This window comes from Acidimicrobiales bacterium (assembly GCA_040219515.1).
Classification (GTDB): Bacteria; Actinomycetota; Acidimicrobiia; order Acidimicrobiales; family Aldehydirespiratoraceae; genus JAJRXC01.
The window spans coordinates 34,813-47,137 of the sequence record JAVJSI010000011.1 but is presented as its reverse complement, the minus strand read 5'-3'; the positions used below and the strand labels follow the sequence as shown (position 1 = coordinate 47,137).

Genomic DNA, 12,325 nt, shown 5'->3' with positions numbered 1-12,325 from the left:
CCGCTACTTGAGGAAGGAGGGCACGTCGAAGTCGTCGTCGCCCAGGTCGAGATCGTCGTCGTCACCGGCGAAGACGTCGGCGATGGGCACCTCGCCGGTGGGCTCGCCGGGGTCGGACGACGGACCGCTCGACACCGAGGTGGAGGAACGGGGACTGTCGTCCCAACGATCGAAGCCGGCGGCGATGACCGTGACCCGCACGTCGTCGCCCATCTCGTCGTCGATGACGGCACCGAAGATGATGTTGGCGTCCTGGTGGGCCACCGCGTGGATGATCTCGGCGGCCTCGTTGACCTCGAGCAGACCGAGGTCGGGACCGCCGCTGATGTTGAGGAGGATGCCGCGGGCGTTCTCGATCGACGCCTCGAGCAGAGGACTGGAGATGGCGGCGCGAGCGGCGGTGATGGCCCGGCCCTCGCCGGTGCCCTGGCCGATGCCCATGAGGGCGCTGCCGGCGTCGGTCATGACCGTGCGCACGTCGGCGAAGTCGGTGTTGATCAGACCCGGTGTGGTGATCAGCGTGGTGATGCCCTGCACACCCTGCAGCAGGACCTCGTCGGCCATCTTGAACGCATTGAGGACCGAGGTGTTGTTGTCGGCCACCGTGAGGAGTCGGTCGTTGGGGATGACGATGAGGGTGTCGACCTTCTCCTTCAGCTTCTGGATGCCCTGCTCGGCCTGCACCGAACGACGTCGGCCCTCGAAGGCGAAGGGCCGGGTGACCACACCGATGGTCAGGGCCCCCTCGGACTTGGCGACCTCGGCGATGACCGGCGCCGCGCCCGTGCCGGTGCCGCCACCCTTGCCGGCGGTGATGAACACCATGTCGGCGCCTCGGATGGCCTCGCGGATCTCGTCGAGATGTTCTTCGGCGGCCTGCCGGCCGACCTCGGGATCGCTGCCCGCGCCGAGCCCACGGGTGAGGTCCCGACCGATGTCGAGCTTCTCGTCGGCGTCGCTCATCAGCAGCGCCTGGGCGTCGGTGTTGGCGGCGATGAACTCGACGCCCTTGAGGCCCGCGTCGATCATCCGGTTGACGGCGTTGACACCGCCGCCGCCGACGCCGACGACCTTGATGACGGCCAAGTAGTTCTGCGGATCAGACATCGGAAACGAATCCTCGTTGAGTGAGCGGTTGGGAAGCCGACCGCCGCACGACGAACGTGCGAATCGGGGGCCGACGGTATACGAGAAACGGGCGTTTTGGGCGGACGCTCGCACGAGCGGACGGCTCACGCATCGCCGTTCCCCGTCTCGGCGGAGGTCTCGTCGGCGCACAGATCGCCACGTGTCACCGTCGGGAGATCGGCCACGGCGACGTCGATCACCTCGACACACGAGAGATCGACACCCTCGAGAACCGACCTGACCGCGGCCAACTTGTCGTCCACGAAGTCACCGGCGCCGAGGTGCACCGAGGCCGACCCGAGCAGGTCGAGGCCCAGAACGACCCGGCCGTCGCTGCGCCGACCGTCGGCGAGAGTGACGGCCTCGACCCACGGCTGGAGATCCTCGGGCAGCGCCAGCGCCACGGCGATGCCCGGACGGGCGGGTTCGTCGACCTCGCCGAGCCCCACGCTCGGTTCGATGGCCACACGGGGAAGGGTCGTGACCTCGGGCGCGGGACGAACGAGGACACCACTCGCGTCGACGAGCACGGATTCGCGGCCGGGGAGGCCGATCACGGCGACCGGCGTGCGGGGTTGGACGGTCACCCGGACGGTGCCGGGCCACTCGCGCTCGGCCGTCGCGGTCTCCACCCACGGCAGTGCGGCCACGTCACGCTCGACGGCACCGAGATCGAGGTCGAACATGGCGGTGCCGGACGCGAGCGCGGCGGCGTCGACCACCTGCTCGGCGTCGGATCCCGTCACGCCGTCGTAGTGCACATGGTCGAGGTCGAGCAACGGGGTACGGGTGAGCGCCCACGCACCGACGGCGCACGCCACGAAGCCCACGGCGACCAGCAGGAAGCGCAGCCGTCGCCGCCCTTCGGCGCGCCGCACCGCGGTGCGGCGAGCTCGTATCCGGGGGTCAATCGCCATGGTGCGCCGCCCCGTCGTCGGGGAAACCGACCAGATGTGTCTCGGGCTGCAGCGCCACACCGTGGCGATCGAGCACGACCCGCTGGATCGCCAGCATCACGGCCCGCACATCGGCGGCGCGGCCGTCGGCATCGGCCTGGATGAAGTTCGCGTGCTTCTCGGACACCTCGGCGGTGCCGATACGCAGGCCCTTCAGACCGGCCGCGTCGATGAGTCGACCGGCACTGTCACCCTCGGGATTGCTGAAGACCGATCCGGCGTTCTGTCCACCGGGCTGGTGATCCCGCCGCCACTGCACGATCTCGAGCATTTGGGCCTTGCCGGCGGCGGCATCGCCCTCGTCGAGTCCGAGCCGAGCACGCAGCACGAGATCCCAGGGCCGCACGGCGGCGCGCCGGTACCCGAAATCCAGTTCAGCTCGCGACCGGACGGCGAGCGATCCGGTCCGCAGATCGAGCACCTCGGCGTCGACGAGCGAGTCGGCCATCTCCGCGCCGTGACCGCCCGCGTTCATTCGTACCGCGCCCCCGACCGATCCCGGCACACCGACGGCCCATTCGAACCCGGTGAGGCCCGCCTGCACGGTGGTCCGTGCGACCACCGGGAGCTTCGCCGCGGCCCCGCAGACGACGAGCGCGGCAGGGTCGGAGCCCGTGCCGGTCGCTGACGTGTCGATCTCGATCGCCGCGAACCCGTTGCCCAGAACGATGGCGATGCCGGCGAAACCGTCGTCGCTCACCAGGAGATTGCTCCCACGACCGAGGGCGAGTGCGGCGACGTCCCGACCGCGAAGCACCTCGGCGAGGGCGTCGACGTCGTCGAACGACTCGAGCGTCACCAGCGCCGCCGCGTGGCCGCCGACGCGGTAGGTGGTACGGGCGCCGATGGGCGCGTCGATCTCCAGGCGGGCGGCCAGCGGGCCGGCGCGCAAGGCGTCGACCGCCGCGGCGAGGTCGTCGGTCACGAGGCTCGACGTCGTTCGATGACGACGTCGGGGATGCTCGTGAGGTCGCCGGCGCCGAGCGTGAGGCAGAGGTCACCGGGTCGCAGACGATCGGCCAGCCAGTCCTGCACGTCGTCGAGCCGGGGCATGTAGGCGACGTTGGCCCAGGGGTGGGCGTCGAGCACCGCATCGACGAGGAGCTTCCCGGTGACGCCCGGGCGCGGCGTCTCGCCGGCCGGATACACATCGGTGAGCACGAGAAGATCGGCCGCGGCGAACGAATCGGCGAAGTCCTGCCACAGCGCGGCCGTGCGGCTGTAGCGATGGGGCTGGAAGACACAGACCACCCGATCCCAATCGCCGTCCCGGGCCGCCTCGACCGCGGCGGCCACCTCGGTCGGCAGGTGGGCGTAGTCGTCGACGAAGACCACACCATCGGCCTCGCCCCGGAACTCGAATCGGCGGGCGACGCCGCCGAAGCGACCGAGCGCGCGAATCGCCGCATCCATCGGTGCGCCGAGCTGCAACCCCGTGACGGCGGCGGCCGCCGCGTTGCGGGCGTTGTGCAGGCCGGGTGTGGGCAGGTTGATCCGGCCCAGTTCCACGCCCTCGTGGCGCAGCGTGAAGGCGATGGACGACCGATGCCGCTCGACATCGGTCATGCGATAGTCGGCCGACTCGCTGGTGCCGTAGGTGACCCCGCCGACCGTCGCGGCGAGGGCGGCGGACCCGGCGTCGTCAGCACACAGCACCGCGGCGCGGGCGGCACCGGCGAACTCCTCGAACGCGGCCGCGAGCACGGCCGGGTCGTTGCCGTAGGTCTCGAGATGGTCGGGTTCGACATTGGTGACCACGGCGATCTCGGCGCCGAGCGACAGGAACGTCCGGTCGGATTCGTCCGCCTCGATCACGAACCACTCACCGTCGTCCCACACCGCACCGGATCCGATCTCGTTGACGTCGCCACCGATGATGAACGACGGGCGCAGCTCGGCCTCGACCAGCACCAGCGCGAGCATGGAACTCGTGGTGGTCTTGCCGTGTGTGCCCGCCACGGCGATGGTCCGTCGTTCGGCGGAGATCGCCGGAAGGATGTCGGCTCGGCGCAGGACCTCGAGCCCTCGTTCACGAGCGGCCCGCACCTCGGGGTTGTGGTCGGGGATCGCGGTGCTGATGGCCACCATCTCCGCGTCGCCGACATGGTCGGCGTCGTGGCCGATCGCGATCTCGATGCCGTCGGCGCGGAGACGTTCGGCGACCGGGCCGTCCTTCAGGTCGGTGCCGGTGACGCGGTGACCCATTCGGTGCAGGACCGAGGCGATGGCGCCCATGCCGGCACCGCCGGCGCCGACCACGTGGATGCGTCGGGGAGAGCTGAGATCGGGGGTCATCGTGAACTTCCGGGAAGAGGGCGACGGGCGTGGGCCTCGACGAGATCGACGATCGCAGCGGGCGCATCGGGACGTCCGATGGCCGCCGCGGCCTCGGCCATCCGGGTACGACGGTCGGCGTCGTCCAGCAGCGACTCGACCTCGGCCCGCAGGCGAGCCGCGTCGAGTTGATCGTCGGCGACCAGCACGGCGGCGCCCGCGTCGGCCAGGGCCCGGCCGTTCGCCGTCTGATGATCGCCGGGGGCGCCGGGCAGCGGGACGAGGATCGACGGCAGCCCCACGACCGCCAGTTCGGCCACGGAGTTGCCTCCGGCGCGACAGAGCACGAGATCAGTGGCGGCGTAGACCGATGCCATGTCGCCTTCGTAGCGGACGAGTCGGTAGTCGAGGGGGTCGGAGGGGTCGATCGGGACACGGGCCGCGAGTTCGTCGTGATCTCTCGCCCCGGCGATGTGGTGGACGGCGAGGTCCTCGCGCTCACGCCAGGCCGGCAACACATCGAAGAGCGCATGGTTGATACGCCGGGCGCCCAGCGATCCGCCCATGACCAGCAACACCCGCCGGCCGGCGTCGATCCCGAGGGTCGTGCAGGCGTCGTCGTGCTGGGCCGCGCGATCCACTGCGACGATCTCCGGGCGCACCGGGTTACCGGTCCACGTGGCGTTCGGCAGGTCGACGTCGGGGAACGGCGTCGCACAGGCCTTGGCGAACCGGGACGCGAGCCGGTTGGCCACCGACGGCACCGCGTTCTGCTCGGTGAGCACGATCGGCACCCGCCACACAACCGCGGCGATCACGCCGGCGACCGAGGCGTAGCCACCCAGGGCGACCAGCACGGAGGGACGATGACGGGCGAATCCGACGACAGCCCGGACGACACCCGTGACGAGGCCGGCGATCGACACGAGGTTGGTCGGCGTGAGTCGCCGCTGGATTCCCCGACCGGGGAGGGCCGTGAGCAAGAAGCCGGCGTCGGGCACCAGGCGGGCCTCGAGCCCGCGTGAGGAACCGATCCACACCACATCGGACCGCTCGGCCCCACGACGCACGATCTCCTCGGCCACCGCGAGTCCGGGCGACACGTGTCCGGCGGTGCCGCCACCGGCGATCGCCGCCCACGGACGGCCTGTCTCGACCATCGATCAGCGACCTTGGCGAGCGATGTTGAGCAACACGCCGACGGCGGCCAGCGTGACCACGAGCGAGGTGCCACCGAACGAGAGGAACGGCAGGGTGACCCCCACCACCGGCACGACCTTGGTGACCGAGCCGATGTTGAGGAACGCCTGCGAGACGATCCACATGGTGATGCCCAGGGCCAGCAGCATGCCGAAACGATCGGGGGCACGCAGGGCGACCACGACACCGGCGAATCCGATGATGATGAACAGCAGCACCACCGCCCCGGCGCCGAGCAGCCCGAGCTCTTCGGCAATGATGGCGAAGATGAAGTCGGAATGGGCGAAGGGCAGGAACCCCCACTTGGCCTTGCTGGCACCGAGACCGACGCCGGTGAGCCCACCGACGGTGATGGCGTGGAGCGACTGCAGCGGCTGGTAGCCCAGCCCGCCCGGGTCACGCCACGGATCGATGAACACGTCCCAGCGATGGCGACGCCACGAGGTGCCGGCGATCGCGCCGAACAGCCCGACCGCGGTGATCACCGAGAGCCCGCCGAGATGAAGGAGCGGCGTACCCGCCAGGAACAACATGCTCCCGACCGAGATCGCGATCACGACGGAGTTGCCGAGGTGGGGTTGGAGCATCAGGAGGAAGATGAACAGCACGGTGACCGCCACGACCGGCCGCAGTGTCGTGGCCGTGTTCTCGATGTCGCGCGACGGACGACTGAGGATGTCGGCCGCGAAGAGGACCAGCGCCAGCTTCGCGAGTTCTGACGGCTGGAACGAGAGAGGACCGACGGCGATCCACCGAGTGGCGCCATAGACGTTCACCCCGAAGCCCGGCACGAGGACCACCAACAAGAGGACGAGCGAACCCACGACCGCCGGGGTGGACAGCACACGGAGGCGGCGGTAGTCGACGCGCATCGCGGCGAAGAGGAAGAATCCACCGATGCAGGTCCACATCACGTGACGTCGAAAGAGGCTCCATGCGCTGTCGGACGTGTTGATGCTGACGACGGCCGACGCGGACAGCGTCATCACCACGCCCAGCAGCACGAGCGCGGTCACGGCCAGGAAAAGGACCAGGAACGGTCCGGTGCGGCGGCCGACCGGTCGCCGGGGGCCGCGGCCATCCGCCGCGACCCGCGACGCGGGGTGGCGGCCGCGAGCGGCCACCTTCTGTTGCCGCCGCGGGCGGTTCTCGGTTGCCGTCATGATTCGGTCTCCAGCTTCCGCACCGCTCGGATGAAGTCGTCGCCCCGCTCGCCGTAGTTGCGATACCAGTCGAATGATGCACAGGCCGGGCTCAACAACACGGGACACCCCCCGAACGCCAGCACGCGGGCCGCGGCGACGGCGGCATCCATCGAGTCGGCCTGGACCACCGTGTGGGTCGACTCGAAGGCCGCAGTGATCTCGGCCGCGGCGTCGCCGATGGCGACCACGGCATGCACGTGCTCGGCGCCCTCGGTCAGTTCGGTGAGGTCGAGGCCCTTGTTGCGTCCTCCGGCGATCAGCACCACCTTGTCGAACCCTCGCAGGGCGGAGACGGTGGCGTGGGGAGTGGTCGACTTCGAGTCGTCGAAGTAGGTCGAACCGCCGATCTGGGCGACGGGCGAGACGCGGTGCGGGAGTCCGGAGAAGGTGGCGGCGGCGGCCGCGACCGCCGATGCCGGCGCACCGAATGGTGCCACGGTGGCGGCGACGGCGAGCAGGTCTTCGACGTCGTGGGGCAGCGACCGCCACATGCGATCCGTGGTGGTGAACGGTCCGTCGGGGCCGATGAGGGTGTCGCCCTCGGCCCGCCAGTCGGCCGTGGGTCCGCCGAACGTGACGACGGTGCGGTCGGTCGGGACGTGGCGCATGACCACCGGGTCGGCGGCATTGGCCACCGCAGTGCCGCCCGGTGCGATCGTGCGGAAGACCTGGGCCTTGGCCTGCTCGTAGCTGTCGAGGTCGCGATGGATGTCGAGGTGATCCGGCGCGAAGTTGAGCCAGGTGCCCACCTGCGAGATGAAGTCGCCGGACTTCGCGAGCCGGAAGGAGGACGCCTCGACCACGAACACCTCGATGTCGGGCTGATCGATGGCCGCCACGAGCGGCACGTCGGTGTTGCCCGCGGCGACCGCACGGATGCCCGCTCGTTCGAGCGCCGCGACACAGAGTTCGACGACGGTCGTCTTCCCGTTGGTGCCGGTGATCGCCGCGATCGGTCGCTGGTCCCACGCCGCTGCGAGATCGAGCTCGCTCAGGATCGGGATGGCGAGCGCGAAGGCCGGGTGGCTCTCGGGCAGACCGGGCGCGGGCACGACGAAGTCGGCGTCGGCGGCGAGATCGGTGAGCACCTCGGCCTCAGGTGCTTCGACGAGTTCGAGACCGAGGTCGGCGGCGGCCGAGCGGAGGACATCGTCGACGTTGTCGTCGACCGCGACGACCGAGTGGCCACGGCGGATCAGGGCCCCGGCGACGGCGCGGTTGGTGATGCCCATGCCCACGAGGAGGGCGCGACGCGGACCGGCGGTGAGGTTCGTGCTCACAGGTTCTCCGCGATCGCGTCGGCGTAGAAGAGTCCGAGTCCGACGGCGGTGCACAGGCCCGACATGATCCAGAGTCGGATGAGGATGGTCGTCTCGGGCCACCCGCTCAGCTCGAAGTGATGATGGATCGGCGCCATGCGGAAGAGCCGGCGACCGTTGAATCGCTTGAACACCATCACCTGGAGGATCACCGAGAGCGTCTCGATCACGAAGAGCCCGCCGACGACCGGCAGCAGCAGGTGGGTCTCGGTCGCGAGGGCCAGGGCCGCGAGCCCACTGCCGATCGCCAGCGAACCGGTGTCGCCCATGAAGATCTGCGCCGGTGGCGCGTTCCACCACAGAAAGCCGACGATGCCCCCGACCATCGCGGCCGCCACGACCGCGAGGTCGAGCGCTGCGGTGTTGTTGTAGGTGTCGAAGTGACGGAACTGCCAGAAGCCGATGACGGTGAACGCCGCGAAACACAGTGCGGCCGCACCGGAGGCCAGACCGTCGAGCCCATCGGTGAGGTTGACGGCGTTGGTCGTGCCGGCGATCAGCAGGACGGCCCAGCCCATCCAGAGCCAACGACCGATCTCCCAGTCGGGATTGTCGAACCGGGTGAACGAGATCGAGTAGTCGACTTCGGTGAACTCCGACATCAGGAAGGCGAAACTGACCGCGACGATCAGGAGTCCGAGCATCTTGGCCCGCTTGCTCAGCCCGAGGTTGCGGGCTGCCACGACCTTGATCCAGTCGTCCATCAGCCCGACGGCGCCACCCCCGATGATTGCCAGGACGACGAGAATTCCTCGTCGCGTGTAGACCCCGCCGCCGACGATGTCCGACACGACATAGCCGGCGACCACGCCGAGCACGAGGGTGATCCCGCCCATGGTGGGCGTGCCCGCCTTCAGGTGATGACCCTCGGGGCCGTCGTCGCGGATCGGTTGCCCGATGCGATGTTCGGTCAGCCACCTGATCAACCACTTGGTGCCGAACAGCGACACCATCATCGAGATCGCCGCGGCGATGAGCAGACGGGTCACGGACGCCGGCCTCCGAGTCGACGCAGCTCGTCACGAGCGACGTCACGGTCGTCGAAGTCGACGACCTCGTCACCGATGGTCTGGGTGGATTCGTGACCCTTGCCGGCGATCAACACGACATCACCTTTGCGTGCGCCGGCCAGTGCGTGGCGGATCGCCGTGCGGCGATCGACTTCGACCAGCTCAGGTGGGTCGTCCATGCCCGACACGATGCCCGCGATGATGACCTCGGGAGCCTCACTCCTGGGGTTGTCGCTGGTGACCACGACGCGGTCGGCGAGACGGCGGGCGACCTCGCCCATCTTGGGCCGCTTCGATCGGTCCCGGTCACCGCCCGCGCCGAAGACCACGACCAGCGACCGTTCGGTGACCGCCCGCGCGGCCGACAACACGGCCTCCAACCCGTCGGGGGTGTGGGCGTAGTCGACCACCACCGAGAACTCCTGGCCCTCGTCGATCGTCTCGAACCGACCGGGCACCGTCGGTGCGCTCGCCAGTGCGGCCGCGATGTCGGCCGGGGAATGGCCGAGCCCGTGCACGATCTCCGCGGCCATGATCGCGTTCGCGACATTGAAGATGCCGGCCAGGGGAAGTTCCACCCGCACGTCCCGCCACGTGAAGCTGGACGCCAACGGGCCAGTCTCGGCGTCCACGAGATGGGCGTCGTCGACGATCGCATGGGGGATCTCGACCGTCGAGGCCAGCGTCCGGCCCCACACCGTGCGGGTGTCGATCACCGCGAACTCGGCGAACTTGTCGATGAACAGACGACGCTTCGCGTCGAAGTAGTCGTCCATCGTGCCGTGGTGGTCGAGATGGTCGACGCCGAGGTTCGTGAACCCCACCACCCGGAAATGGGTGCCGTCGACCCGATGCTGGTCGAGGGCGTGGGACGACACCTCCATCGCCACGACCTGGTCGCCGACCCGCCGGGCCTCCGCGAAGAGCCGCTGCAGTTCGGGCGCCTCGGGGGTGGTGCGGGTCCCGGTGAGCGTGCCGATCTCGCGGGCCCGCACCCCCATCGCCGAGAGGATCGAGGCAACGAGGCGCACGACGGTCGTCTTGCCGTTGGTGCCGGTGACCCCCACCACGGCGATGTCGGTGCTGGGGTCACCATGCACGATCGAGGACGCCGGACCCATGGCCCGTCGCACCGTCGGCACCAACAACTCGGGAACGCCCAGGCCGAGCGGTCGCTCGACCACGAGCGCCACCGCGCCGGCCGCAACCGCCTGGGCGGCATGGTCATGACCGTCGCTGCGTTCACCGACCACACAGCAGAAGAGCGAGCGAGGCCGCACCCGACGCGAGTCGTGCTCGACATCGTCGACCACCACGATGGAGTCGCGCGCCGAGAGCGTCACGCCGAGCCGTTCGGCGACGGCGTCGAGTCGCGCGCTCACGGTGACTCTTGGGCGGCGGTCTCCGACGCCCCGGCTGCATCGGTCGCCCCGTCGGCATCGGTCGCCACGACCGGCACCGCGGCCGACGCCCGTACCCGGTCGGGCACCTCGCCGTCGGACAACGGCGGCACTCGCATCTGCTGGAGGGCGTAGGCCGCCAGCTCCGCGAACACCGGTGCCGCCACCGATCCGCCGCCTGCGTCGGGATCGGCGATGCCGTCGACGACGACGATCGCACTGAGCGCGGGACCGCTGTCGTTGGACACGATCCCCGCGAAGCTCGCGGTGCGGTGCTTGGTGCCGTCGTCACAGAAGTAGCCCACGTCGCAGGGCTGCCACGCGGTGCCGGTCTTGCCCGACACGGTGTAGCCGGCCACCTCGGCCCGATGACCGGTACCGCCGTCGACCACCTCGGTCAGCATGCGCATGAGCGTGGCGGCGGTCTCCGCCGACAGCACGCGGTCGACCGCGATGTCGTCGCCGTTCGCGAGGGGCTCCGCCAAGAGGGTCGGCTCGACCCGAACGCCACCGGCCGCGATGGTGTTGTAGGCCATGAGCATCTGCAGCGGCGTGACGGCCACGCCCTGTCCGATGGCGGCGTTGCTGAGTTCGAGTGCGTTGCTGTCGAGCGAGTCGAGGATGCCGCTCGCCTCACCGGTGAGGTCGAGACCGGTGGGCCGGCCGAGGCCGAGGTCGACGAACGTGTCGTAGAGCGCGTCCGGACCGACCTCCTGGGCCATGATGATCGTGGCGTTGTTGGACGACTTGGCCAGCGCCCATTCGGGCGTGTGCTCCTCGGCCTCGCCGGGGATGTTGATGTCGGTGTACGGGAACGTTCCCTCGGCCCCCAGATCGATCCTGAGAACCCGCGGCACCTCGATCGGCAGGAACTCGGGCCACGCGTCGTTCTCGAACACCGACGCGAAGGTGAGCGCCTTCATGATCGAGCCGGGCTCGTAGGCCCATGTGGCCGCGAGATTCGTCGTGGTGCACCGTCCGAGCCCGGTCTCGTCATCGCGGGTGACGTTGGCCATCGTCAGGATCTCGCCGGTGATGGGATCCGAGACGATGGCGATGGCGCGATCGCCGCCGGCCTCGTCGAGCGCGGTCTGGAGGAGTTCCTCGGCCCGGAACTGCACGCTGCGGTCGAGGGTCAGTGCGAGGTCGGTGCCCGGTGCCATCGGCTCGACGATGCGGAAACCACCGGGGATCTGCACGCTGCCGCCGGCCTGGGTCTGTCGCACGGCGGTGCCGGCGTCGCCCGTCAACAGGTCGTCGTAGGTCTCCTCGAGCCCGGAGATCCCGACCTGGTCGACGTCGACACGGCCGACGACCGCGATGCCCGAGCAGTCGCCGTGCGGGTGTTCGCGGCGCTGCTCCTCGACGAGGTAGACGCCGGGAATGGCCAGGGCCTCGACGGCCTCGCCGATCTCGGGGTCGACCTGACGTTCGAGGTTGACGTAGGCCTTGTCGCGGCTGAGTCGATCGCGCAACTCGACCGGGTCGGTGGAGAGGAGCGGGGCGAGCGAGGCGACGGCCTCGTCGAGGAGGTCGACGGTCTCGTCGGCCACGTCGGCAGCCTGGAGGAGACGGGGGTTCGCAACGACCGTCGGTCGGGGGAGCGAGAACGAGATCGGCCGCCCGAAGCGGTCGACGATCTGGCCTCGCGGGGCCGGGATCGTGTCGCTGCGCACCTGGCTGCCCACCTCGTCGGCGAGCGCCGCGTCGGGGGTCAGTTGCAGGTCGACGAGTCGCCAACTGAACGCGCCGGCCACCAGCGAGAGAACGACGAGCAGCGCGAAGACGCGGGGCTTGCTCACGGCGGGACGAGCGGCGACGACCTTCCTCGCC

The 12,325-nt window shown here is 69.8% G+C and carries 10 protein-coding genes; all 10 read right to left on the bottom strand.

Annotated features, from left to right (window positions below; translation table 11 throughout):
* Positions 1-3 precede the first annotated feature (3 nt).
* Positions 4-1,107 (bottom strand): cell division protein FtsZ, encoded by a 1,104-nt coding sequence (gene ftsZ / locus RIB98_09915; protein ID MEQ8841286.1) that lies wholly within the window; start codon positions 1,105-1,107, stop codon positions 4-6.
* A 125-nt stretch (positions 1,108-1,232) separates the two neighbouring features.
* Entirely contained in the window at positions 1,233-2,045 is an 813-nt protein-coding gene (locus tag RIB98_09910; protein ID MEQ8841285.1) for an FtsQ-type POTRA domain-containing protein, read from the bottom strand.
* On the bottom strand, positions 2,035-3,009 hold the full coding sequence (gene murB, locus RIB98_09905) for a UDP-N-acetylmuramate dehydrogenase (GenBank protein MEQ8841284.1): 975 nt from the start codon (positions 3,007-3,009) through the stop codon (positions 2,035-2,037). The genes RIB98_09910 and murB overlap by 11 nt, the downstream gene beginning before the upstream one ends.
* Entirely contained in the window at positions 3,006-4,379 is a 1,374-nt protein-coding gene (gene murC / locus RIB98_09900; protein MEQ8841283.1) for a UDP-N-acetylmuramate--L-alanine ligase, read from the bottom strand. The genes murB and murC overlap by 4 nt, the downstream gene beginning before the upstream one ends.
* Positions 4,376-5,518, bottom strand: a complete 1,143-nt coding sequence (murG, locus tag RIB98_09895; protein MEQ8841282.1) for an undecaprenyldiphospho-muramoylpentapeptide beta-N-acetylglucosaminyltransferase — start codon at positions 5,516-5,518, stop codon at positions 4,376-4,378. The genes murC and murG overlap by 4 nt, the downstream gene beginning before the upstream one ends.
* A 3-nt stretch (positions 5,519-5,521) precedes the next feature.
* Complete coding sequence (gene ftsW / locus RIB98_09890) at positions 5,522-6,721, bottom strand: putative lipid II flippase FtsW (protein MEQ8841281.1); 1,200 nt, start codon at positions 6,719-6,721, stop codon at positions 5,522-5,524.
* Entirely contained in the window at positions 6,718-8,043 is a 1,326-nt protein-coding gene (gene murD, locus RIB98_09885; GenBank protein ID MEQ8841280.1) for a UDP-N-acetylmuramoyl-L-alanine--D-glutamate ligase, read from the bottom strand. Before murD ends, ftsW begins: the two co-directional genes overlap by 4 nt.
* Positions 8,040-9,071, bottom strand: a complete 1,032-nt coding sequence (gene mraY, locus RIB98_09880; GenBank protein MEQ8841279.1) for a phospho-N-acetylmuramoyl-pentapeptide-transferase — start codon at positions 9,069-9,071, stop codon at positions 8,040-8,042. The genes murD and mraY overlap by 4 nt, the downstream gene beginning before the upstream one ends.
* On the bottom strand, positions 9,068-10,474 hold the full coding sequence (locus RIB98_09875; GenBank protein ID MEQ8841278.1) for a UDP-N-acetylmuramoyl-L-alanyl-D-glutamate--2,6-diaminopimelate ligase: 1,407 nt from the start codon (positions 10,472-10,474) through the stop codon (positions 9,068-9,070). The genes mraY and RIB98_09875 overlap by 4 nt, the downstream gene beginning before the upstream one ends.
* Positions 10,471-12,294: a penicillin-binding protein 2 gene (locus tag RIB98_09870; GenBank protein MEQ8841277.1), complete on the bottom strand. Its 1,824-nt coding sequence runs from the start codon at positions 12,292-12,294 to the stop codon at positions 10,471-10,473. The genes RIB98_09875 and RIB98_09870 overlap by 4 nt, the downstream gene beginning before the upstream one ends.
* Positions 12,295-12,325: the final 31 nt, after the last annotated feature.

What these genes read in the sequence shown, in the direction of transcription:
- ftsZ (MEQ8841286.1), bottom strand. Translation starts at nt 1,107, where the DNA reads ATGTCTGATCCGCAGAACTACTTGGCCGTCATCAAGGTCGTCGGCGTC.
- RIB98_09910 (MEQ8841285.1), bottom strand. Translation starts at nt 2,045, where the DNA reads ATGGCGATTGACCCCCGGATACGAGCTCGCCGCACCGCGGTGCGGCGC.
- murC (MEQ8841283.1), bottom strand. Translation starts at nt 4,379, where the DNA reads ATGACCCCCGATCTCAGCTCTCCCCGACGCATCCACGTGGTCGGCGCC.
- murG (MEQ8841282.1), bottom strand. Translation starts at nt 5,518, where the DNA reads ATGGTCGAGACAGGCCGTCCGTGGGCGGCGATCGCCGGTGGCGGCACC.
- ftsW (MEQ8841281.1), bottom strand. Translation starts at nt 6,721, where the DNA reads ATGACGGCAACCGAGAACCGCCCGCGGCGGCAACAGAAGGTGGCCGCT.